The organism is Zobellia russellii (assembly GCF_044597075.1).
In the GTDB taxonomy this organism is placed as follows: Bacteria; Bacteroidota; Bacteroidia; order Flavobacteriales; family Flavobacteriaceae; genus Zobellia; species Zobellia russellii.
Window position 1 is genome coordinate 1,820,069 of sequence record NZ_CP139000.1, and the last position, 25,867, is coordinate 1,845,935.

Here is a 25,867-nt window from a genome sequence, read left to right on the forward strand (position 1 = left end):
TAACAAGCCACTATTTAAAACAGTTCACTCAAAGCTTAATTATAAATATCTTCAGCAGAGAAAATACTCTTGTTTTTATTTATTAATATGTTTTCCAAATCTTCAATACGAATTGATTTGGAAGGAACAAAAGCATCGCTCTCCATATAATTCAGTAAACTGTGTCTCAATTGTCTAGCCCCTGGTCTATCCTTTAAATTATTTGTAATATCTGTGGACGAAAAAATTAAGCTACCAGAACCTACCTTTACCTCAAATACATTTGATAAATGATGGTTGGTTACAAAATTATCTATAACCCTAACCAAAGGCGTAACCTCTAAGGAATCTGTAATAACAGATTTTGATTTGATACATAAGTCCCACCATTGCCAGTCTGTATGCGAATCTGTGGGGAAATCATTAAAAGCGGGGTGCTTTTCATCCAATAGTAAGCCCATAGTAGCAGGTTGGTTAGGAAAGTGAACAGGGCTCCAAAAAACTGGCACGAAACGACCCTCAATACCTTTAATTCTCTCAAAATCTGGATTAAGCAATACTTTCTTTCCTTTTTGTAAAGCTGCCCACGCCTCTTCTATTGTATTTGTAAACAGTATGTTGTCTGATCTTATCTTTACCTTTTTTGGATATTCCCAAATAGACCAGCTATTTTTATACTTTGAATCTTTTAAAGAAACCGTAACCTTTACTTTTTTTGCCGCTTTTGTATTGATAGGATATTCAATAGTTCCTAAATTTAAATTATTACCAATTTGTAGATTTACATTGATAAATTCTCCACTCTTTAAAACGGCTCCTTGGTCGTCTGTAATGGTCCATTCTAAAGTTTTATTTTTGAGTTCCTTATAAAAATTGGCCACTTCAACACTGGCGGCAAATGTTTCTCCGTTTTCATATACAGCTTTATTAAAACGGATTAAGGGTACCAGCTCACTATTAAACTGGCTAAATTCTTCTGGGGAAATAATTCCTTTCGATTCCCAAAATGCATTTAACAGCCCCACTAATGCTGTACCCTGACCAGGAAAATCTTGCAATTGTAATAGCTGAAAACCATCAAAACTTGGAGTTTTCAATGCTCGTTCTATTTCTTCTTTATATAATATTGCTGCTAATTTCCCCGAAGCCTGTGTAAAATCTTGAGCAAGGTTTAAGAGTTTTTTATGTTCTAAATCATTCTTTATTGCAATGAAATTAAGCGGTTGCAATACACCAGTATATTTTTGAATCTCACTTAAATCTGGATATACAGAATATTGACCAATTTCATGCGAAATTAATGGTATCTGTATGTGCTCGCTATTTTCAGAATAGTCCGCATTAAAATGGGGGGGCTTGTCATTAAAAATGCCCTGCCCTCTTATCCACCCTCTATCTGTCCATTGGGCAATAAAGAATTCATCTTCCTTCTCTGGCCTTGTTCCCGTAGGTTTTTGAAATGAAAACGAAGTTGTTGCGTACAAATGACGATTGTCTATTTTCTTTAACTTCTCTGTCATTTTATTTAAAACATCAATATCACCTTGCAATTCGTTACCCATTGCCATTAATATAAATGATGGGTGGTTACCATAATCATTAAGAATTTTATTGGCTTCTTTCTGTAAGAACTCTGTAGTATTTTTGTCTTCCCCTACCCTTAAACTCCAATGGGGCAATTCTACCTGAAAATAAAAACCAGCTTCATCGGCAGCCTCAAAAGCTGCTTTGGGTGGGCACCAAGAATGGAAACGCAAATGATTAAGACCATAGTCTTTAGCCTGCTTTATCAACGTTGCCCATTCTTTCTTTTGCATTGGTGGGTAACCGGTCAACGGAAATATTACACATTCTAAGTTGCCTCTAAGAAATATTCGTTTATCGTTCAGTGTTAAATTACCCTTCTTCTCACCTACATATTTGTATCCGAATTTTTCAGTTAATCTTTGCTTGCCAATAATTACGCTAAGATTGTAAAGGACAGGGTTAAACTCATCCCAGTTCTGCAATTGCGCTGGCTTCTTAATTTGGAAGCTTATAGATTTATTTTTAACATCCAAATCTACCGCAACTCCTTTTGCTAGTTCCTTTCCGTTAACATCTGAGATTTGATACTGAATTTTTTGACTTTTTTCAAGAACATCTTTTTCGAAATCAACGCGTATTTCATTCTCTGCGCTATTTGGATAAATCTGAAGATTTGATGCTTCGCCTATTTCCGTAGCCGACAATACAATATCCCCTAAAATCCCGTTCCATTTTATCTGCGTATGGTTAGTATAGGCATGGGCCATATCCTGATTTCTCTTTTCAGGATACATTGTTCCTGGTACATTTATTAAAGGGAATTTATTTGAGTTGTCTATACTTATAGTTAATAAATGTTCTCCTGGCAGCAGAAAATTCGACAAATCATATGTATGACTTCCAATTAAACTATTGGAGCTACCTATCTTTTTCCCATCTACATAAACATTAGACTCCCAAATAACACGTTCCAGTTCTAATTCAATTTTTTTGCCTTTCCAAGAATTTGGTATTACAACTTTCTTTTGATACCACGCTTTACCTGTATAGTGCCGTCTTCGAGTCAAATTTGACATCACATAATTATTGATTGCAGGTTCTATGTTATTAGGTTTTCCAATATTTGCATCATCTAAAGTTCCCGGCAAATTTATCTCTTGCCCAGCAATTTCAGTATTGGCCCAATTTTCACTATCTCCAATATTCAATGAATCTAAGCTAACCCTCCACTTTCCCGCTAATGAAATACTGTTCCCGTTTTGGGAATCGCATTGAACAAAGAGAAACGCTATTGCTATAAAGAAGGTTCTAAGAAAAATGTTTTTCATTATTATATTTTTACGGATTGATTTATGATATCTGCAACCATTTCACGATGAATAAATGCCTGCATATTATAATGATCAGAACTCATAACACAATCAAACATTTTTGAACTGACTTCGTATTGCTGCAACCCAAGGTTGCCCAAGGCCATTAAATAGGAACAATTAATTTTGTTACGTTCGATTAAATCTTCTTCCCAAATCAGCAAATCTGGTAATGAAATGGCAAAATAATCGAGCTTTACGTCATCTTCCATATGATCTTCACCATAAGCTATAAGTTTTGTAAATCTATAATTTGCTTCTTCCTTCCTTTTTAACTTTAGCAATGCCAAACCTTGATAAAATATCTTGTCTGGCTGCTGGTCGTTATAAAACATAGCAGGACTAGGTTCTGAGATGCCTGTAGCTGCAAATTCCCAGCATTCCTTTGCTTTATCGACCTCATTTATCCCTTCATAGGCACAACCCAACCAATAAAATATATCATTCTCTTGAGTCCCATACAGTTTTCCTTCTCCAAGGTTTTCCGGGTATGCTTGCGCAGCTAGCAAATACTCTATGGCCTTATTGTAATTTTCCTGTTTTATATTTTTTTTGGCCAATTCCACATTTACCGTTACATACTGAAAAGGCACTTTACCCTCTCCTCCTTCCCAAGGATGAAATTGTCTTTGACTTATAAGCTCCAGAGCATTTTCATACTCGCCTCTGAATGTATGCAAGCTTAAATATTCTAGGTACAGGTCATCGCGGGATTGAACCAAGTCAATATTTTTTTCTAAGAGAATTAAGCGTTCATTTACAGAAACATTACATTTTTTATAGAATTGATCTAGCTCCATAAGTAAACGTGCATCCGTGTTGTCCAACTCAAATGCTTTCTCCAAATAAATTCTTGCTACTTGATGGTCGTTCTTCTTATTAAAGTTTAATAGTGCAAGGTTTCTATAACAGATTGCGTTGGAATTATCATACTCAATAGCTTTCTCCCAACACAAGCGAGCCTCTTCGTACTGTTTAGATGCGTACCAAAAATTACCCAAATAATAGTTTGTTTTAGCGTCTTGAGAATTACTTCTGATAGCCGCCTGTAATACCACTACTTCTTCCAATCGGTTTGGAAAACAATAGTCCATTGGCATTTTACTTCCTAGTTTGAAATTTTCATTGGCCTTGTCGTATTCGCTGTTCTCTAAATGATATGCCCCTAGAAAATAATATACCATAGGGTAATTGGCCAAATTTTTATCCACTAGAATATTTAACAGAGCTATAGCCTCATTGTATTGCCCCGCCTGCGCATAATCAATTGAGAACTCAATAAAGTTCTGTTGATTGGCCCTAGTGATATCCAATAGATTTTCTAAATCTTCCGAAGCACCAGTAATTTGATATCTTTCATAGATTACCCCAAAGTTAAAGGCATCTATGGCCAATGAATCATGTATTAACTGTTTTGCTTCATCTACATGACCCAATTTTCTTAAAATAATGACCTTAAGATGTCTTGCCTTATGGTTATGCCAATTTTTAATAAGTGATTTATCTACTAGTTCCAGTGCTTTTTCCAAGTTATCATTGGCACACTCTATTTGTGCACAGTTAAAATAGCCTGCATCCTGCCAAGCAGCATTCCAACAGGATTTATAAAATGCGGCATATGCTTCCTTCTTATTTCCTAAATATGATAGGGTCAATCCTTTATTAAAATACGGTTCGCCATCGTAAGGATTAGGGTTACGTTCTATCAATGTATCTATAGCTGCTTCAAAATACTTTAAGGCCTCTTCAAATTTCGCTCGTTTTAAATACCAAAGTCCCATAGCGTTATTGCAACGAACATCTTTAGGGTCGCGTGACAAGCCTTCCAAATAATAGGCAGTTGGATCGTAAGTAGCATGCCTATACTGTTCTAAATGAAGCCCTCTTAAGAACAACTGCTCAACACTATTAATTTCGTTTGGTTGCTTTGCAGCTTTTGCTGCTTCTGGTATTTCACTATCAGAGAGACTGGCCGGAGACCAAGACACCAAAATTTTACCATTGGCATCCTTTACCTTAGCCGTAAGGCTCTTATAGCTAATACCATTAACAGCAATCAGTTCCTCAAACCCATTTGCCGGGTCTAAATTTCGAACAGATTCAAATAAGATTTTATTCTCTGAATATAAGCTTATTACAGATTTTGGGTAATGAGAGGTTACATGGATTTTTAACCGCACCTGCTCTTCTTCCATTTCCAAATTCAACAAAGCTTCTTTGGTAGCATTCTTTACGATCCCAACGTTATAATAGGGCATAAAATACTGTTTAAAACTTTTTTCCTCATAAGGATGCATCCAAGAGAAATCTGGTTGATTATCAGTATATACTCCACACATTAACTCTATGTAAGGCCCGTCGTTATCCGTAAGATTACGGTCCCATGCCTTTCCAAAATCGCCATTACCCCAAGTCCATTGTTTTTTACCAGGTGATATATGATGATCTGCAACATGCAATAGTCCACCTTTAGAATCATTCTCATATCCACCTACAAAGTCATAATCAGAAGTTATAGCCATATACGATGTGGGAACGGGTATATTCTTATATCTAGAAATATCCGTACCCGGTGAATAATCTACTTTATAATATTCGCCCTTAGCTATAGGAAATTCAGAAACATCCCTTTTACCATGATCAAAAACCGCATTTACATCTGGTGGAAAAACAGATTGGTAATGGTCATTTACTGCCACCGCAGGATTTGCCCACCATAAAAAAGTTTGGGCTACAAATGTTCTATTATATAGTTGGCCTTTTATTTCTAGATATGCTTTATCCGGATATAGCGTAAAACCAGCCATACCTTTAGTTCTGAACATACGTTCTACTTCACTGACCCAAACCGTTATGCTACCATCTTTATTCTCTTCAATATGAAAATCTGTTGGATCATATGTACTAGGCCTATGGTGTTGTGGCCAGTTAAACTCTATACCTCCTGAAATCCATGGCCCTGTTAAACCAACTAAAGCAGGCTTAATTACATTATTGTAGTAAACAAAATGACGTTCCCTGATTTTATCATAGGCCATCTGGATCCTACCGCCAAGGGAAGGAATTACCATTATTTTAATAAAATCATTCTCCAAGTAAATTACATCCCATTCTTTATCAACTTTTTCATCGCTAATTTTTTCAATTACCGGATGGGGATAAACAACACCACTACTAGCCTGATATACTCTTTTTTCTAAAAAAACAGGATATTTCTCTGGTTTTCCAACTTCGTAGGTAGGTATAACTACTGTATCTTTCCAAGCCTTTACTATACTCATCTCGAATTCTATTATGTTCGACTTTGAACATCGAACCATTTAAACATAATTTCTTAATACTTTAATAAACTTTTGATTTCCCTAGGTTTCAACTGGATTTTTGGATTAAATTGGTTACTGACTATGTACCTTTTTAAACTATATAACAATTGACGTGCTTCGGGTCTGTCTTCCATACTACTATGTAAATCCACACCGGAGAACAACAATTTACCTTTACCTACTTTTGCCTCAAAAAGTAAGGCCGTTCTACGATTTTCAAACCAATCATCAATTACGCGAACAATTGGATGCAAATCAGAAGAAAAATCATCTAGAACAATAGCATTTGAATGGCTCATAGCATCCCACCATTGCCAATTGCTATGATACTCTGTTGGAAATTCAGCCAAAGCAGGATGGGCGGGATTGGTAAGAATACCAAGTGTGTGGGGTTTTTGCCCTTTAGTCCATGAGGTGTTCCAGAAAATACTCGAAAAGCCCACACCAATATCACCACCTTTATCAGCCTTAATATCTCCTTTGGTTATAGTAAGTAATACGTTGCCCCCGTTATTTAAATAATCAAGAGTTCTGGGATCTAGCTTCTGAACAACGCGAAAATTATCGCTACTTTTTATTGGTTCATTTTCAGAAGGGTACACCCAAACATCCCAACTGTTTTTATATTCACCAACATAGACGGTAAGTACTAATTTTTGAGGTGTTAAGAGTGAATCTAATTTTACTGAAATCTCACCTAGACTAAACCCATTTCCAACCGGAATAGTAGTTTTTGAGAATTCACCTTTCGCAAAAGAATTTTCTGTTTCGTCCGTGAGCTCCCAGGTAGGGGTTACATTATGTATTGGCTTCTCACCATAGTGAGCGACTTCTACTGAGGCTTTTAAAGTTTCATTGTTTAAGAAAATACGTTTGGCCAATCTTGCCAACGGTACAGTTTCTGAATTAAACTCACGAAACTCACTAGGAGTTACATAACCTTTCTCTTCCCAAAAGGCATCCAAAACCCCAATAAGTGCTGTACCTTGACCAGGAAAATCATGTAAGTCTAACAACTGAAAACCTGCCATGTCCTTGGTACGCAAGCCCGCTTCTATATCTGCCTTGTAACATAGTACCTGCAATTTACCTGATGCCAATAAAAGACTATCAGCTAAGTGACCTAGATGATTCTCGTTCAAGGTTTCTTTAAAAATCTCAAAATTTTTAGGCTTTAAAACACCGGTATATTTTGACATTTCCTTAAAGTTAGGATACACGCACCACTGTCCCATTTCATGACTTACATAAGGCATAGGGGTTTCTTCAATCAACTTTCTATAATCAAATTCCGTTTGCGGTGGCTCGGCATTTATAACACTGTTAAGTTCTTGGGCCCAACCTTGAATACGCGGTCCTTTATGATTGTAATAATCTAGATTATCCAACAAAGGCCAACCGGCAGCACTGGTGTATAATCTGCGGCTATCCAAATCTTTAAAATGTGATACAAACTTTTCCAGATATTTGGCGTGATTTTTACCTGACGGTTCGTTACCATAGGCCATCATCACAAAAGAGGGGTGGTTCCCATATGTATCTATTATATCTTCCGCCTCTTTATATAACCAATCGTCTATTGGTTTCCCATCCCCTATAGTTGCCCACGCAGATGCTTCTACTTGAATATACACACCTAATTCGTCCGCAGCTTGAAATGCCGCTTCCGGCGGACAATATGAATGAAAACGAATATGGTTTAAACCATGATTCTGTATCGTTCTCAGAATACGTTTCCATTCCTCAACATCGGTAGGTGGGTATCCTGTTAAAGGGAAAATAGAACACTCTAACGTGCCACGTAGATAAACTGGTCTTCCGTTAATCGCAAAGCGCTTACCATCAACTTTAAAATCACGCATACCAAAGGTTATTTCCTTCTCACTTATACCTAAATCGGATTTCAATCTTAATTGCATCTTGTACAAATTAGGATTGAACTCATCCCACAATAAAGGTGAGTCTCCCATAGGATAATCTATTTCAAATTTCCCATATTGGTCAATTTCAATTTGATGAACAACTTCTTGCAAGCCATTAGCACCACTAGCAACCTGCTTTGCCTGAAGCACTATTTCACCCTTTTGTGTATTTCCACTAAAATTGACAATTGTTCCCTTAACGCCAACAAGGTTGTTATTTACATCTGGATAAAGTTTTACATCTTTAAACGTAAAGAGTGGCGATGTTATCAACTTGATATCGCCTACTATACCGTTCCAATTAGTCTGGGTGTTATCTGAAATACTATGAGCGTCCACACCAGGATCTATATCCTTTACCCTATTGTCTATACGTAACGTAATTGTGTGTTCTCCTGGTTTAAGGTATTTATCTAAACGGTAATTGTGGGGTGTCCCTAAGCTATGTTGTGTGCCTACTTCCTTATCATCTACCCATAAGGTTGTTTCCCAATGAGGCCGTTCTAATTCTAGACTGATATACTGATTTTCCCATATAGTTGGAATGGTTACTTTTTTTTGATACCAAGCCGGGCCTGTATATACTTTGTCAGGGCTTAACCAAAATGATACTTTTACATTTCCAGGTTCACGGTACTTAGCATATTTAGGGTCTTTATACCAAAGACTGTCGTTCCACATACTACCTGTCCAATGCGTATTGACCGTTATTTCGTCACCTTTCCCATTTTCAGCCATTGAACCGGGTAATTCAATAACATCATTTAAATTATTTACGAACCATTGTTCAGATATACCTTGATCTAAGGAATCTATTTGAAACTGCCACTCACCGGATAAATCCAATTCTTTAATCTGTGCATCCTCACAAGAACAAAGTGCAAACAAGAGTCCGGAAAGCATAATAACTCTAAATTTCATACGCGTATATATTTATTTGCTTTGAAAATCTTCTATAAAAAAATCACGTATTGCTTTTGCAACAATTTCATGCCCTTTTTCATTGATGTGGTTACCTTGAGCCATATAATCTTTAAGGTTTTTTGTGTTAGCCAATTCCCGAAACAGGCCATAACTATCAACAAGACCTACTTCATGCTTTTGTCCCAATTCCCTAATCTGTTGCGTGTGTTTATAAAGTTTGGTGTCTATGGATTTAATATCTTCATTTAAATCTGGTGTAGGGGTCATTAGAATAACTTTTGTCCCATATTCCTTTGCCTGAACTATCATTTTTTCCCAAGCTATTTTGGCTCTTTCCAAGCCTATATTCCGATCGTTTAATGCATAATCTATAAACAATACATCCGGTCTGTGAACCAATACATCTTCTTTAAATCTTTTCTCTCCTTGTTCAGAATGCTCCCCACCAATTGATGTAGTAATACTATTGACCACAGCATGAGTATAAATTTGCTTGACTTCCTTAAGTGTCTTATAAGGGTATGACTCTAGCGTATGTACTTTTGGTGTCTTGAAATAGCCAGATGGCACAGAATGCCCATGAAAAACAAGGTTAACAGTCTTATTGTCAGGCCAAGTTTTCTTTAATTCGGATTTTACGGAATCAAGGTAATTGCAAGCATCATCTTTTTCCTGGGCAAAAGCACTATGGACCAACAAAAGCACAATAATCAGAACATTGTATTTATATTTCATTTTTCTTCCGTTAATTCAAATTCAATTTCTTCTAAACTTTTCCCTTTTGTTTCAGGTAATTTTTTCTTTACAAAAATGAAACCTGCCAAGCATATTAAGCTATACGTCCAAAAGGTACCGTAAGACCCTAATGTATTATTCATAATAGGAAAAGTAAACACTAGGATAAAAGAAGCTATCCATAATGAAAATGTTGCGATGGACATTGAAATTCCCCTTAACCTGTTCGGAAAAATTTCTGAAAGTATCACCCAAGTAATTGGAGCCAACGACATGGCATAAATAGCAATTGCAGTTATAACTAAAACTAAAACAGGCCAGCCACTGAACTCGAAAAAATATGCCCCACCTAGCAAAGCATACACTATTGAAAGACCAGCAGCCCCAAATAGCATTAATTTTCTACGGCCCCAACTGTCTACGGTACGCATTGCCACAAAAGTAAATAGAAGATTGACACTACCTGTTATTACTATATTGAATAGCATATCACCAACAGTATACCCTGCGGCGGTAAATATCTCATCGGCATAGTTGAATATTATATTAATACCACACCATTGCTGAAAAATGGCCAATACAATACCTATAATCATTATTGGCAATACTCTTTTGCTCTTTAATTCCGAAATATTAATTTTCTTTCCATCATCACTTTTAAGTGTAGACTTCATGTTTTTAACTTCATGATGCGCATAAATGTCCCCTCCTATCTTGGACAAAACCTTTTTAGCCGTTTCAAGTCTTCCTGTCTTAGCTAGAAATCTTGGGCTTTTCGGAACTAGGAACATTAGAAAGAAGAATAATAACGCAGGTATAAGTTCGACCCAGAACATATAGCGCCATCCCGTTTGCCCGTTCCATGATGTATGAATATCGGCATCGCTAAAATTAGCAGGTATTGCTTCAGCAATTCCCCAATTAGCAATTTGAGCAACCAAAATTCCTAATACCAGGGTTAATTGATTTATAGCAACGAACCTACCCCTGTATTTGGCTGGAGCCACTTCGGCAATGTACATTGGCGAAAGTGTTGAGGCCAAACCAATACCCAAGCCACCAATAATCCGATAGCTAATGAAAATGGCGAAATTATCTGCATAACCTGTGCCAAAGGCGGATAAAGAAAATAGTGCCGCAGCCAATATAAGACTGTTTTTTCGCCCCCATTTATCTCCTAAAAATCCTGAAACTACTGCACCAAATATACAACCAACCAAAGCGCTACTCATAGCCCAACCTTGTAGAGTTGGAATAGTAGAAATGTCAAAATAAAGCTCGTAAAACGGTTTTGCGCCTCCTATAACCACCCAGTCATAGCCAAATAAAAATCCGCCCATAGCCGAGACCATTGCCAAAAAAAGTAAATAGGTAAAATTGAATTTGGATTCACTCATAACATTATAGTGTAATTTTGTGGGCGTTCCTAAGCCTTAATCTTTTGTAGACTTACTATCGAACCAATTATTTTGAGGATTAAAATCCTTAGATAGTATTTTCTTTCTCTGCTTTTCTAAATTGGGAAGCATCTGGTTTTTACGTGTTTCATATAGTTCAATTGCCTTGGAGTTATTATACTTAGAATTAGACACTGGCACGGCCGCACCAGTTTCTTCTAAATTATTTTCCAATTCTTTCTTTAGTTGCCGGGCCACTTCCATATTCTGGGCTACTACATTTTCCTTTTCCCCAACATCATGCTTTAGGTTGTAAAGTTCATCATGACCATCTTCATAGTAATGGATAAGTTTCCAATCGCCCTTTCTAATCATACTAACAGGTTCACCTCCTTGATTGCCATAATGTGGATAATGCCAAAACAACGCTCTTTCATCTAAAGATTTTCCTTCAAACAATGGAACAAGACTCAACCCGTCCAAGTATTGATTTTTAGGCTTATCAACGCCGGCAAAATCTAATAGGGTGGGATAAAAATCTATACCTGATACAGGGTATTCTATAACACTAGGGGCATCTTTATACATTGGTGCTTTAATCAAATAAGGTTCTCTTATACCACCTTCCCATTGATAACCTTTGCCGCCTCTTAAGGGGAAATTACTGGTAGAAAAAGCATCACCGCTGGCAACACCTCCGTTATCCGATGTAAATACAATTATAGTATTATCATCCAAACCAAGTTCCTTTAACCTATTTAAAACAACGCCTACAGCATCATCCATAGATTCTACTAACCCAGCATATATTGGATTGTCCTGTACGTTTCGGATAGGTAGAATGCGTTCCATATCGTAACCCGAATCTTTAATGCCTTTCTGTTCTGCCTTATTTCTATATTTCTCCCATTTTGCTTCAGTTGTTTCTATAGGACCATGCACGGCGTAAAAAGACAAAAAAGCAAAAAACGGCTGATCTTTGTTCTCCGTAATAAAGTCTGCTGTTTCTAGAGCTAAACGTTTGGTTAAATTTTCACCATTATATTTATAATCCAGTTTGGGATTGTTCCAAGGGGCATAATAGCCTCCTTTAGGGCTACCTACTTCCCATCCCCCTTTATTGATTTCAAAACCGTTATTTTCTGGAGAATATGGTTCATCACCCAAATGCCATTTTCCAGCAAAGAAAGTTCTATACCCACCAGCCTTGAACGCTTCGGCTATTGTAATGTCTTCTTCTTTTAGTGCATGTTCATAATCTGGCGGAAGGACCTTGGTATTATAATATTCACCCCATTTTTCACCTGTAGCCGCTCCTATCCAATCTGTTACGCCATGGCGAGCGGTGTATTGCCCGGTCATTAAACTAGCCCTAGAAGGGCTACATACTTGTGCAGCAGCATAGCCTTGAGTAAAATGTACCCCTTCCCTAGCTATAGCATCTATATATGGGGTTTCATAGTAGTCACTACCTGCATAACTTAAGTCATGCGCCCCCAAATCATCCGCTAGTATAAAAACAATATTAGGCTTATTAGAATTTGTAGCCTTTGGCTTATCTTCATTTTGTTTACAACCGTAAACTAAGGATGCTATTACAAAAAGATAATTTAATATATATAATTCTCTCAAAATAAAAAGTTTTTAAAACGATGTTCACCTTATAAATCAAGACAGTAAGGTATCTTGATTGTTACTTTTCACTCAAAATATTTGATAATGCTTTCTGCATTTTCTTTAATACGTCCGGATACTCATCTGCTATGTTCTCTTCTTCAAAGGGATCTACATCCAAATTATACAATTGGGGTACTGTACTAAAGCCGGGATCTACAAACTTATTAGCAATCCACTGGGGTGTTTGTGCATTTTTCTGGGGTTTGATATACTTATAACTCCCCATTCGTAAACCAAAAGTATACGCCTCTTCCAAAAGAAAATCTCTACCTTTTTTATCAAGACCCAACCAAGCTTCTATATGATTTTCACTATCCTTGGCGTCACCATTTTTAAGTTTCTGACCAACCAAAGAAGCCAAGGAAGCGTATAAATCTACCTGAGACAATAAAGCATTACTTGTACCTGGACGTATTTTTGATGGCCATGAGACAATGGTCGGTATGCGTGTACCTGCCTCATAAACTGAATACTTTGCTCCTTTATATTTACCTCCCGGTTTATGCTCCCCAACTAATTCCCTGGCATAATCCAAATAACCATCGTCTAAAATTGGACCATTGTCACTTGTAAATATGACCATGGTATTGTTGTCCAGGTTCACTTCTTTCAGCTTTTGCATTATAGCTCCTACACACCAATCCATTTGCGCTATAACATCTCCTCTAGGCCCCATTGTACTGGCTTCAACAAATTTTATATTGGCAATTCTAGGCTGATGAATATCATGAAGAGAGAAGAAAAGGAAAAATGGATTTTTACTGTTTTTATCTATAAATTCATTTGCCTTTTTCGTTAAATCAAATGGAATATCTTCATCTACCCATAAAGCATTTTCCCCTCCATTCATATAACCAATACGACTTATTCCATTCGTAATTGAGCCTAAATGTTGTACATCTGTGTGCTGTTTTAAAAGCTCGGGATGTTCGGTTCCAATGGGGTACCCATCCAGTTTTGAAGTATAACTAACAGTTATTGGATCTTGAGCATCAAGTCCTACCACTTTTTGATTTTCCATGTATACCGTAGGTATACGATCTCCTGTTGCGGGTATAAGAAAACTATAATCAAAACCTACTTCTCTAGGGCCCGGTTTTACTTCCTCGTTCCAATTTGCTTTTCCGTCCCCCAGTCCTAAATGCCATTTTCCGACCACCCCGGTACTGTAGCCGGCATCTTTTAACATGTCCGGCAACGTACGTTTATCAACATCTATAATCAGAGGGGCATCTCCATTTACTATTGCTGCATTATTCCTAAAAGCAAATTCACCCGTTAACAATGAATATCTGGAAGGCGTGCAGGTAGCCGCAGTAGAATGTGCGTCGGTAAAATTTAAGCCGCTTGCCGCCAACCTATCTACATTGGGGGTTTCTACGCCAATGGCCCCATTAACCCCAATATCTCCAAAGCCCAAGTCATCCACATAAATAAGTACAATATTTGGCTTGGCTTCCTGCGAATAAACACCTAAAGTTGATGTAAAAAAAACGAAGAAGCATATAAGTTTTTTTATAGAAAATTCTTTTAAAGTCATGCTATTTTTTGTTACGGACAATCTAATTGCCTGTCCCTATTTATATCTATATGGAAAAATAATGTGTCATGGAGATAACATTTAAGAACTGGTAGTAATTTAAAATTACTACCAGTATGCAACAAGTCTACTAACTAAACATCACTACAAAACAATCAATATCAACTTAATAACCAGGGTTTTGAACCAAATTTGGATTTTCCGCCAATCTTTCCTGACTAAATGGAAGATAATACCTTTCCTCTCCAAATTGTCTTATATCACCTTCCGCATTTTTAAGCGTTATATTGTACATGTCCGTATCAAGATTATATCTGAATACCAAGCCTTTTGTACGAACATTTCCTAGAACTTCCGTAGCAACACGCCAGCGGATTAAATCCCAAAAACGATGCTCTTCAAAAGCCAACTCCACTTGACGCTCCTGCCTAATAAAATCTTCCGTAATTTCTGACCTAAGTGGCATTCCTGCCCGTTCCCTGACCATATTGACCATGGTCAAAGCTTCACCAGAGTTTCCCAAATAATAGGCCGCTTCGGCTAAATTCAATAAAGTTTCCGCATACCTAAATACATAGAAATCTTGACCCGAATTTTCTGATTGCGTAGCTATATTTGTTGGATCTAACCTTTTTCTAAGTAAGAGCGCAGTATTTCTAACGTTTCTTGCCGCCGCTGTAGCCGGTATTTCCTCTCCATTTTGTTTGGTAAGTATTGTACCCGTACCGTTTACAACCTCTCCATTTACTAAACTACTACTGTGAAAATATATTTTTTGGCCTTTCCATGTAGTCTCAGGGTAAAATACACTCGCTACAAATCGAGGATCTCTATTCCCGAAAAAGTCGGTAACATCCCATTCATTTTCCAATGTTAAATCTTCTCTGGAAATACTACTACCGGTTCGACCATCTATAAAATCAAAATTTTCTACGAAATCATACAAAACCGGAAAGTTAGAGTTCCACTCCAAACCAAGTCCATCAGGATTTGCCAACCAGTCCAAAGAATGCCCTTTTATAAATGGCTCAAAACGTTCAGCAAAAATTATCTCATTATTACCTGTACCTTCATTCAGAAAAATAGAAGCAAAATTTGCTGCTTTGTCATCCCCCTCATCAATTAGTTGAAATAATTGAGAATCTATAACCTCCTTAGAAGCATCGTAACTTTTCTTATAGTAATCTTGGGCACTAGCCGATGGGACACCCACAATACCGTTAATTTGCTCTTCCCCAAAATTTGCTATACTAGCAGCATAAAGCATAGCCCTACTTTGCAACATAAGTGCAGTAAAGCGATCCACCCTACCGTTGGCTCCCGTTTTAACTTCGGATAAATCCGGAAGTATTTCTGCCAATTCATTGTATATGAAATCATATATTTCCTTTTCTGTTGCCCTACTCGGAAAAAGAACCTCATCAGAATCATCTTGATCCTGTACGGTAGTAATAAGCGGCACACCTCCATAACGTTTTACCATTTCAAAATATTCATACGCCCGAAGAAACCTGACCTCTGCCATAGTAGTCCTAATAAAATCTTCTTCTAACGAAACGCTATTTGGCAGGTCACGCAAAAGAATATTCATGTTTCTTATATTAAAATACGGCCAGCGGTCAAGATTTCCCGGACCGGTAACCTCTGTATATTGTCTTGAATATGATAAATTAGGATATTGCCAATTAGCAAAATTAATATGTTCGGCTCCTGCAGCCGCAAACAAACCTATACCAACATTTCCAAACCCACCAATTTCTTGAAAGTTCATGTTTAGATATAAATCTGCAACATACGAATTTGTAAGTCCTTCATCCTCGAAGACCGTATTTTCCGAAATGAAATCCGGCTCTTTATCCAATTGATCGTCACACCCTAAACAAAAGAGTACAAGTACAAAATATAAACTTTTTGGTAACATAATTTTTAGTTTTAAGGTTGATAAATTATAAGCCAATACGGACTCCAAAAGTGAATGTTCTTAAGATTGGCAGAGTTAACCCGGTTGCACTAGATGCTTCTTCCGGGTCTATTATGTCCTTATAGATACCTAACTTAGAAAACGTTAACAAGTTATCGCCCGCAACATAGAATTCTAAGTTTTCAAACTTTATTAAATCCAACACTTCAGCCGGTAATTTGTAGCTTATATTAGCATTTTTAAGCCTTAGATAGGTTCCATCTTTATACCAAAAGTCTGATGATGCACCATTCCAAATGCGAGCCCCACTTCTCTCAAAAGCCGGTAGCTGCGCATTGGGGTTGGCCCCTACTCCTGGGTTAGAAGGGTCTTGCCTCCAACTATATTTTTCATGAAGGGTATATGGTACAGTTTCATTATTAAATGGATTTCTTGCTCCCGCGGTTATCAATACATTAAATTTAGAAGCACCTTGCCACAACATGCCTAAAGAAAAATTCTTATAGGAAAAATTAGTGTTCAAGGAAAAAAGCATTTCAGGTATATTTCCAAAACCTATTTCGTATTGATCATCCCTATTCAAAATATTATCTCCATTTCTGTCAATATATCTTATGTCCCCAGGCTTGGGAGATCCATTTAAATCCTCAATAGTAAACTGATTCAAGTATTCATCTACTTCTTGCTGAGTGTTAAATAAACCGTCCGTTTGATATCCAAATGTTGTGTTAACATACCGTCCAGATCGTTTATCCAACCTTACCTGCGTAGGGTCCGTAAAGTCTATATTTTCTTGATAGTCTCCATAACGTTCTCGCGCCAACGTAAAAGTACCGGCAATATTTACCCCAAAATCTTCCCAATTATTTCTGTACCCCACTAAGGCTTCAAAACCGCGATTATTTCTTGTATCCAAGTTCGTTGCCGGTAAGTTTGCGCCAAAAGTTGTTGGTAAACCTTCTATTGGCAACCTCAGCAAGCCTTCACGAAGACGGTAAAAAGCATCTATATTTGCATAAAGTTTACCTCCGAACAAACTTAGATCCAAACCAATATTATACATTGTTGTTTCTTCCCATGTAACTAATTGATTGGCTATACCCTCTGTTCTAATAGTGGGCGTAGGAGTATTTTCATCCAAGTAATACACTTGACCTGTTTCTGAAAACCCTGTTAAAAACTCAAAAGCCGTATTTCCGATATTACTATCTATACCGGTCTCGCTATAAGACAACCTTAATTTTAGTTCCTTTATAGTTTCGCTATTCTGCAAGAAATTTTCCTTGGCAATATTCCACCCAAGTGATAGGGACGGAAAGTATCCCCATCGCACATCCGGACCAAATTTTGAACTTCCGTCCGCTCTAAACGTACCTTCCAACAAATATTTGCCGTCATAAGAATAATTAAGTCTACCTGCCACACTTTGCCTAGTATAACTTAACGGCACACCCAATCCACCTGTAGTGGTAAGGTTATCGTCTCCTGCACTTACCTGTGGAACATCAGAAGACAGAAGATCTCTTCTCAAGACAGTCAACCGTTCATAAAGATTATCTTCTTTTTCTGCGAATGCGAGTGCCCCAATCGTATGCTTAGAAATATCTTTACTATAGTTTAGATAAGCACGGGACAGTATTCTTCTTTTGGGATCATCATTAAAATTGGCTCCACCAATATATTTATAAAAGTCATTTACAGAAATTGTAGCCTCTTTTGTATACCCATCATTATCAGCAGAAACCGCACTAGGATCAAAAGACCACACATCATAAGGCTGTCGTAATCTATCCTGCGTTATTAAACGAAACCTAATATTGTTTTTGACCCCAATACTTAACCCTGGAACAAAAGGTAAATTATATTTAATATCCAAAGCCGCAGCTAAAGTTTCTAGATCTGTCCTTTCATAACCTGCAAATTTCTGCTGTGTTCTAGCTACTGGAGACCTTTGTGAAAATCCTGAATATGGTGCTCTATCCGGATCAGGCAAAAACGGATTATACAGAGGTTGTGCTGTTCTAAGGTCATTCCAAACATCGTTTAAACCTATTGCTGCATAATCCCTTGATTCATCTATATAGGAACTATTGAAACTTAAACTTAAATCAGGAGTAAGATTGGCATTTATATTATTGGTTATACTAATTTTCTTGTAATCATAGTCTCCATTAAATATACTTGTTTGATTTTGCAACCCTAATGACGTGTAATATTGTACATTTTCCGAACCACCCGAAGCACTTAAGTTATGTTGAGCTATTTGAGCCCCACCATTTCTTAGCAAAGCATCTACCCAACTATAACTTTTTTGTTCACCTGACCTTATCTCGGCCAATTTCTCTTCAGTAAACAAGCTACCATAATCTATGACCGCGTCAGGTGTTTCGGGATTATATTGAGCATTAAAAATGGCATCCCTGCCCAAACTAACAAACCCCTCTGCGCCAGATATTTCAGGAAAAGTTAATCGGTTCTGTGTTCCGTACCAACCATGATAGTTGATTTTGGTTTTTCCAGATTTACCGCTTTTTGTCGTTACCAAAATCACCCCATTACCGGCTCTTGCGCCATAAATTGCCGCAGAGGCATCTTTCAAAATTGATATCGTCTCTATATCATTAGGGTCCAACCTATCCAGATAAGACTCTACACCATCAACTATAACCAAAGGGTCACCAAACCCCCTAATACTGAAAGCAGCATTATCTTGACCGGGCAACCCCGGATTTTGATTAGTAATCAACCCTGCCGCTTGACCAATCAACAAATTTTTCACATTTGTTGCCGGAACTTGGGTGATATTATCCACCTTTACACTGGAAATAGAACCTGTAACACTCTCTTTTTTCTGTACGCCATAGGCCACAACTACCACTTCATCCAAGAATGCCGCATCGCTCAGTAATGTAACTGTAACATTCTTGGCACTATCCAAAGTTACGGTAGCTGTTTTCATTCCAATATAAGAAACTTCAAGAATGTCACCTACGGTCGCTTCTATTAAAAAATTACCATCAAAATCTGCTACCACGCCACGTGTGGTACCTTTTACCAACACATTTGCACCCGATAATGGAACACCATCTTCATCTAAAACCGTACCTTTTACAGTGGACTGCTCTATACTTCCCAACATCTTTGTAGTATAAATTGTTGTATTTCCACTAAAGGCTCCGCACACAGACGCATTCAATAAAAACACTCCAAGCAGAGGATAACACTTACCAAGTGCTTTCCAAAATTTAATTAGATGTATGAGTTTTAAGTTTTTCATAGGTTCTGGTTTTATGGTTACATTATATACTTCGGTATTAAAACCCATCTTCAACTATCTTATTCAATCAAAAAAAACCAAAATATGGACTATTACACTCGAAAAGATGTAAATTAAAATAAAGTGACACAAGTAAACTTATTTTAAAATAAGCTCGAATACATTGATTATTTAATAATTTTTGAAAAAATTGAAGTTATTATTTTGCTAAATTATCTAAATTTGAATTATCAAAAATGGAGTATTTACACAAAAACATGGATTTTTTAATATAATAAAGGATAAGATTTAAAAAAACATCAAAGTGATAGAAAAAAGAATTATTGCACCTATAAAACCAGTTTCACCTCCATTTATGAAGATTTGGATTCATCTTTCTTAATTGAATCAATTTTAAAAACCAGACAAATCCATATACCTTATACTACAAAACAATGCTAAATTCTAATGGAAAAATCTAAGATTAAAGAGGGTTTTTTAGGGCAAAAAATGATTGTTCTTCCCGATTCAATAAGAAAAGAACTTCATACCATTTGTGAATCTTTTTATATAACGGACATAGGTTTCTACCCCAATGCCCAACATCATTACAGGTCTAGAAAAAAAGGAATTAAGGAATATATCTTTATATATTGTATTGAGGGTAAGGGCAATTTAAAAGTTGATGGTCAGCTTATTCATGTACTCCCAAATACATATCATATTATCCATAGAAACACACCACATGAGTACAACTCAGACAAAAATGACCCTTGGAGTATCTATTGGATGCATTTTGGCGGGAACTTAACAGACAATCTTTACAAGCGCTATATGGAACACCGAAGCAACAATGGCAGTATTGCTTTTGAACGTTCCAAAATAAACTTGTTCAATGAAATATTTCATATGTACAAGACTGAATACACAGTTCCAAAACTAGAATATTCCAATATATTAGGATTAAACTTTATTAGCTCCTTTGTATATACGTCTAAAGGAATAGCTACGGAGTCTACCTCTCATACGAATATGATAAATTCCGTAATTGATTTTTTAATGTCCAACTTAGACAAGACATTTAAGTCTAGTGAAATTGCCAAACAATTTAATTGTTCACCTTCCTACCTTTTTAACTTATTTAAAAAAAGAACTGGCTATTCCCTGATTCATTTTTTCAATCTGAAAAAAATACAAAAGGCTTGTGAATATTTAAAATACACAGATTTGAGCATTAAAGAAATTAGTTATAAGGTAGGCATACAAGACCCTCTTTATTTTTCTAGAACCTTTAAGAAAAATTTTGGTGTTTCACCCAAAGAGTACAGAAAAACACAACAAGAATTCTAAGCTCAGGATTTCCTCCTTAACCGGTCGTAACATAATATAGTTTTTAACTTTTATTTTATCAATTAGACAAAACCAGCATGCTATTTATATGGTTTTGTTATTAATAAATTAAAAAATCCATGTTTTAGCAAAAAACGTCCATTTGTATAAGTTAAATATATTCATAATATTGTGTTAAGGATTTAACACGAATTTTTAGTTTTCAAAAAATCCTTAACTAAAAATCAATTAACAATACTATGAAGCTAACATTCTCAACAAATCAACTCAAACTATTAGCTTTAGGAATTTCCCTATTATGGGGTAGCCTAACACTAACTGCACAAACAACTATTAATGGTACGGTAACCGATGGAGAAACTAATTCTCCTTTACCAGGAGTTAATGTCATTGCGGGAACCCAAGGGGTCATAACTGATTTTGACGGTAATTATGAATTATCTGTACAAAGTGAAATTACCACGTTAGAATTTTCATCATTAGGTTTTGCTACACAAAGCGTTGCTATTGATGGCCGTACCACAATTAATATAACAATGGACCCTGAAAGCCAAGCACTTGACGAAGTAGTCATAGTGGGGTACGGTACAGTTAAAAAGAGCGACTTAACAGGGTCTGTATCCTCCATTGACGGAGACGCCTTTAAAGAATTGCCAGTTACGTCAGTAGACCAAGCCATACAAGCAAGAGCTCCCGGGGTTCAAGTAACCCAAACATCTGCAGCTCCAGGCGGTGGTGTTTCAGTTCGTATTAGAGGTTCAAATTCAATTAATAGTGGTAGCGAACCACTATATGTTGTTGACGGATTTCCAATATATCCAGACAATAGCGCTTATAGTGCTGGTGGAGCTAGACAAGCAACGAATATCCTTGCCTCTATAAATCCAAACGACATAGAGTCTATTGAAGTCCTCAAAGATGCTTCTGCCACCTCTATTTATGGGTCAAGAGGATCCAATGGTGTTGTATTGATTACTACCAAAAGAGGTAAGGCGGGAAAGGCAAAAATCAGTTATGATGGATCATTCTCAACCCAGACCATAACCAATCCAATAAACGTATTGACCGGTTCAGAGTTTGCAACCTACTTGAACACTTTGGAAACTAGCCAAGGCGGTGCACCTATTTACTCACAAGATCAGATAAGTGCTTTTGGTAAAGGAACAAACTGGTTAGACGAAGTAACAAGGGTAGGTTCTGTTCAAAATCATCAACTTACATTTTCAGGTGGAAATAAAGAAAATAGATATGCGATAACAGGAAATTATCATGACAATAAGGGTATCATTAAAATGACAGATTTCCAGAGATATGGTATTCGACTAAATGTTGACAATTCTGTTTTCAACAATTTTTTAAACGTTAGTTCTAGCTGGTCTTACAACAGAACGGTCTCCAACAATGCTCCTACCGACCAAGGAGGACCTGGTGGTATTATTATTACTGCTTTGGGTCTGGATCCAACGGTACCTGTATTTAATGAAGACGGGACCTACGCATTGGCATCCTACGATGGTAGATTTTCAATAAATCCCCTACAAGAGCTTGAATTTGCAACCGATAAGGATATCACCAATAGAGTTTTGGGAAATACCACATTTACCTTTAACCTAACAGAACACTTAAAAGCCAAAACAAGTATAGGAGCAGATATCTTAAATATAAATAGAACAAGTTTTTTTCCATCTGTAAACACTAGAATAGGTAGAGACAATGCTGGCGAATTAACTCTTGCCAACAGAAATTCCGGGAATATCTTAAATGAAAACTTACTTACTTACAACAACCAATTTGGAAAGCATTTTGTAGATGCCGTTGCAGGTTATACCTACCAAAAAGAAGTCAATAATTTCTTCAGCAGTACCACACGCGGCATTACAGCTGCTTCTGTAGACCAAGCCACTTTACAAGGAGGACCAGATATCATAACCCCAACTTCCAACAGAAGAGAGTGGTTATTAGAATCTGTTTTAGGTAGAATCAATTATAATTTTGACAGTAGATATTTGGCAACCGTAACGTTTAGAAGAGATGGTTCTTCAAGATTTGGAACCGAAAACAAGTGGGCAAACTTTCCTTCCGTAGCTTTAGGGTGGAATTTATCAAATGAAAATTTCTTTGCCGATAAGGGAATTTCAGAGATAATGAACAACTTTAAACTTAGAGCAAGTTGGGGATTAACCGGTAACTCGGAAATACCAGTTTACAATTCTTTGGCAAACCTTAGCGAATTTAATTATGTAGTTAACGGTAGTTTGGTTTTAGGTCTTGCTGACGACAGATTAAGCAACGCCGATTTGAAATGGGAGTCAACAACAATGAGAAACATTGGTATTGACGCTTCCTTCTTTAATAGCCGTATGAACTTAACATTAGATTATTTTAGCAATAGAACTGAAGACCTTTTACTTTTTGTTTCTATACCAAGTAGCCTTGGATTCCAATCTATACTTAAAAACTCCGGTTCACTGGAAAACACAGGATTTGAAATTGGATTGGATGGTTATATAGTGAATGGAGAGGATTTTAAATGGAATGTTGCAGGTAACCTTTCAATCCTTAAAAACGAGCTTACAGATTTGGGCGATAGCACTCCTTTCTTCTCTAGCTCCACAAGTGGTCACCTTGGTGTAGAAGGTAGCTGGGTAGAAGCTGGCAACCCAATAGGTGTTTGGAGAGGATATGATTATGTGGGTATTTTCCAATCAGAAGATGAAATAGCCAACAACCCTTCAAGATCAGGAGACAAACCAGGTTACCCACAATATAGGGATGTAAACGGTGATGGCGAAATTACTCCAGATGACTATGTGATTATAGGTGACCCAAATCCTGATTTCACTTGGGGATTAAATTCAACATTTACCTATAAGAATTTTGATATGGGCCTATTTTTCAGAGGTTCTCAAGGATTTGATGTAAGAAACTTGCAAGCTTCTGAATTAGGTGATGGTGTTCAAAAAATAAATCAAATCAGCACAATCCTTACAAACTCTTGGACACCTACCAATACTGGAGCCTCAAGACCCGTAATAGACGGAAACAGAGACTTTGCCAACTCTTACAGAGATTCAGATTACTTTATTGAAGATGGATCGTTCATTAGACTTCAAAATGTATCGTTAGGGTATACACTTCCACAATTTAACGATCTCATATCAAAAGCAAGAATTTATGTAAGTGGTCAAAATTTATTCACAATTACAGATTATACTGGCTTTGACCCAGAAGTGAATAATAGAGGTCAGAATAACTTAAATAGAGGAGATGACTATGACGCTTACCCACGATCAAGAACTTTGACTTTGGGAGTAAATCTAGAATTTTAATATAAAAAACACCAAATATGAAAAAGCATAAAAATGCAATTCCATGGAGTTTTATCCTACTCCTGACCATTGCTATAAACTTAATAGGCTGTACGGATTTAGAGGAGAATCCCGACTTTACAACACAAGAAAATTTCTTTGCAACTGCTGAACAACTAGAATTAGGAGTAAACGCCGTATACGATGGTATTGGGTACGGGCAAGACTGGTTCAATCACTATTACAACAGATTTGTATTTGAGTGTTTAGCGGGTTACCAAGTAGGTTGGGAGAAAGGCCCCTTAAATTATCAAAATGGGAATGTATCTCCGGATGATGAGTATATAGAAGCGTATTGGAGAATTTCCTACGAAAACATAAACCGGGCCAATGCTGTTATTCAAAAAGCAGACGAGTTAAAAGAAGAGGGTGTTCCCAATATTGCCCTAGTGGACAGAGTTAAGGCCGAAGCTCAATTTTTGAGAGCATTTTACTACTTTAATTTGGTACGGTATTTTGATAATATACCAGTAACAACAACAAGAACTGAAAGTGACCAAGACTTACCTTCTAACGAAAATGGAAAAAAAGTGGCTTTGGATTTAATACAATCAGATTTAACCATGGCCGCAAATATTTTACCAGAGTCCCATGATTCAGAAAACCTAGGACGTGCTACAAAATGGGCCGCCCTAGCCTTGTTGGTCAAGGCATACTTACAAGATGAAAAATGGGAACAAGCCCTAACTACATCCGAAACAGTTATTAATGAGAGTGGCGTTACTTTATTTGATAATTTTGCCGATACATTTTCTGCTGCTATGGAAAATTCCGGCCCAAGAATATTTGAAGCACAAGTTTCAGCCGGAGCCAACGCAGGTGAAAACCAGAATTATCATCAACATTTTATTCCTGGAGATTTGCCTAATGACCTTGGAGGTGTTGGATGGCACTGGCTAAATTCAACTCAAGCGTTCCGTGAGAAATATGACCCGACCGACAAAAGAATTTCGGGTACTTTTATTGAAGAATATCCAACTACCAGAGTCGGACCAAATACAGCAGGCGAAAGACCTGTTGTTAAATGGAGTGCAGATGCATCATACAATTTGAGCCGTTTTGGCGGAATGGTAGCCGCAGATGCAGACCCAAATAACCCGGATGAGCTTATTTTCTCTAACGGATGGTCTGCAAAATATACAGAAATGGGTATCGACAACGCTAATTTAACGGAAAAGAATATTGTTTATTTAAGATTAGCAGACATATTACTAGGACACTCAGAGGCTGCTAACGAAAGTGGTATTGGAGACCCTTACTTTGGCATAAACGAAGTAAGACGAAGAGCAGGATTGGCTCCATTGTCTGGGTTGAACAAAGAAACTTTAAGGGATGCGATAGTAAATGAACGGGTTCTTGAATTTGCAATGGAGTGCGAAGTATATCCTGAATTAAAAAGAAAAAGTACGTTTGGAGGCTCTCCCGACTATCTTGGAGATTATATTCAAGAATTTATTGATACCTATGATGTAGACAGAACATTATCTGCAAAAGACTATGTACTACCCTTGCCACTTAACGAGGTTTTGGGCAACCCTAACGTAACCCAAAACCCGCAGTATCAATAAGAAGTTGTTT

12 protein-coding genes are annotated in these 25,867 nt (G+C 37.0%); 3 read left to right on the forward strand and 9 right to left on the reverse strand.

The annotated features are described in order from the left end of the window. Positions 1 to 35: 35 nt before the first annotated feature. The 9 genes from SJY45_RS07260 to SJY45_RS07300 all read right to left on the reverse strand — a co-directional run bounded on the left by SJY45_RS07260 (position 36) and on the right by SJY45_RS07300 (position 19,592). Positions 36 to 2,834, reverse strand: a complete 2,799-nt coding sequence (locus SJY45_RS07260; RefSeq protein ID WP_400073837.1) for a sugar-binding domain-containing protein — start codon at positions 2,832 to 2,834, stop codon at positions 36 to 38. Between the two features lie 2 nt (positions 2,835 to 2,836). Continuing rightward, complete coding sequence (locus tag SJY45_RS07265; protein WP_400073838.1) at positions 2,837 to 6,157, reverse strand: DUF5107 domain-containing protein; 3,321 nt, start codon at positions 6,155 to 6,157, stop codon at positions 2,837 to 2,839. Positions 6,158 to 6,210: 53 nt separating this feature from the next. Then, on the reverse strand, positions 6,211 to 9,042 hold the full coding sequence (locus SJY45_RS07270) for a sugar-binding domain-containing protein (RefSeq protein WP_400073839.1): 2,832 nt from the start codon (positions 9,040 to 9,042) through the stop codon (positions 6,211 to 6,213). Between the two features lie 12 nt (positions 9,043 to 9,054). After that, positions 9,055 to 9,780 (reverse strand): SGNH/GDSL hydrolase family protein, encoded by a 726-nt coding sequence (locus SJY45_RS07275; protein WP_400073840.1) that lies wholly within the window; start codon positions 9,778 to 9,780, stop codon positions 9,055 to 9,057. Next, entirely contained in the window at positions 9,777 to 11,177 is a 1,401-nt protein-coding gene (locus SJY45_RS07280) for a sugar porter family MFS transporter (protein ID WP_400073841.1), read from the reverse strand. Before SJY45_RS07280 ends, SJY45_RS07275 begins: the two co-directional genes overlap by 4 nt. Positions 11,178 to 11,213: 36 nt before the next feature. Next, positions 11,214 to 12,809, reverse strand: a complete 1,596-nt coding sequence (locus SJY45_RS07285; protein WP_400073842.1) for a sulfatase — start codon at positions 12,807 to 12,809, stop codon at positions 11,214 to 11,216. A 61-nt stretch (positions 12,810 to 12,870) separates the two neighbouring features. After that, entirely contained in the window at positions 12,871 to 14,394 is a 1,524-nt protein-coding gene (locus SJY45_RS07290; protein WP_400073843.1) for a sulfatase-like hydrolase/transferase, read from the reverse strand. A gap of 166 nt (positions 14,395 to 14,560) precedes the next feature. Continuing rightward, positions 14,561 to 16,315: a RagB/SusD family nutrient uptake outer membrane protein gene (locus tag SJY45_RS07295; protein ID WP_155599862.1), complete on the reverse strand. Its 1,755-nt coding sequence runs from the start codon at positions 16,313 to 16,315 to the stop codon at positions 14,561 to 14,563. Between the two features lie 25 nt (positions 16,316 to 16,340). Further along, positions 16,341 to 19,592, reverse strand: coding sequence for a TonB-dependent receptor (locus tag SJY45_RS07300; protein WP_166521589.1), 3,252 nt, complete (start codon positions 19,590 to 19,592; stop codon positions 16,341 to 16,343). A gap of 447 nt (positions 19,593 to 20,039) precedes the next feature. Here SJY45_RS07300 and SJY45_RS07305 point away from each other — a divergent pair, with 447 nt between their 5' ends. The 3 genes from SJY45_RS07305 (at position 20,040) to SJY45_RS07315 (ending at position 25,857) form a co-directional block, all read left to right on the forward strand. Next, the gene (locus SJY45_RS07305; protein WP_400073844.1) at positions 20,040 to 20,921 is read left to right on the forward strand and encodes an AraC family transcriptional regulator; all 882 of its coding nucleotides are present in this window, start codon (positions 20,040 to 20,042) and stop codon (positions 20,919 to 20,921) included. A 239-nt stretch (positions 20,922 to 21,160) separates the two neighbouring features. Continuing rightward, positions 21,161 to 24,250 carry a SusC/RagA family TonB-linked outer membrane protein gene (locus tag SJY45_RS07310; RefSeq protein WP_400073845.1) on the forward strand — a complete coding sequence of 1,030 codons (3,090 nt, stop codon included), beginning with the start codon at positions 21,161 to 21,163 and terminating at the stop codon, positions 24,248 to 24,250. Between the two features lie 17 nt (positions 24,251 to 24,267). Then, a complete protein-coding gene (locus tag SJY45_RS07315) occupies positions 24,268 to 25,857 on the forward strand; it encodes a RagB/SusD family nutrient uptake outer membrane protein (protein ID WP_400073846.1) in 1,590 nt (529 codons plus the stop codon). Positions 25,858 to 25,867 lie beyond the last annotated feature (10 nt).

Bases quoted from the DNA above. Each gene is read 5' to 3' on its own strand.
- SJY45_RS07260 (WP_400073837.1), bottom strand. From the start codon at position 2,834: ATGAAAAACATTTTTCTTAGAACCTTCTTTATAGCAATAGCGTTTCTC.
- SJY45_RS07265 (WP_400073838.1), bottom strand. From the start codon at position 6,157: ATGAGTATAGTAAAGGCTTGGAAAGATACAGTAGTTATACCTACCTAC.
- SJY45_RS07270 (WP_400073839.1), bottom strand. From the start codon at position 9,042: ATGAAATTTAGAGTTATTATGCTTTCCGGACTCTTGTTTGCACTTTGT.
- SJY45_RS07275 (WP_400073840.1), bottom strand. From the start codon at position 9,780: ATGAAATATAAATACAATGTTCTGATTATTGTGCTTTTGTTGGTCCAT.
- SJY45_RS07280 (WP_400073841.1), bottom strand. From the start codon at position 11,177: ATGAGTGAATCCAAATTCAATTTTACCTATTTACTTTTTTTGGCAATG.
- SJY45_RS07290 (WP_400073843.1), bottom strand. From the start codon at position 14,394: ATGACTTTAAAAGAATTTTCTATAAAAAAACTTATATGCTTCTTCGTT.
- SJY45_RS07295 (WP_155599862.1), bottom strand. From the start codon at position 16,315: ATGTTACCAAAAAGTTTATATTTTGTACTTGTACTCTTTTGTTTAGGG.
- SJY45_RS07300 (WP_166521589.1), bottom strand. From the start codon at position 19,592: ATGAAAAACTTAAAACTCATACATCTAATTAAATTTTGGAAAGCACTT.
- SJY45_RS07305 (WP_400073844.1), top strand. From the start codon at position 20,040: ATGGAAAAATCTAAGATTAAAGAGGGTTTTTTAGGGCAAAAAATGATT.
- SJY45_RS07310 (WP_400073845.1), top strand. From the start codon at position 21,161: ATGAAGCTAACATTCTCAACAAATCAACTCAAACTATTAGCTTTAGGA.
- SJY45_RS07315 (WP_400073846.1), top strand. From the start codon at position 24,268: ATGAAAAAGCATAAAAATGCAATTCCATGGAGTTTTATCCTACTCCTG.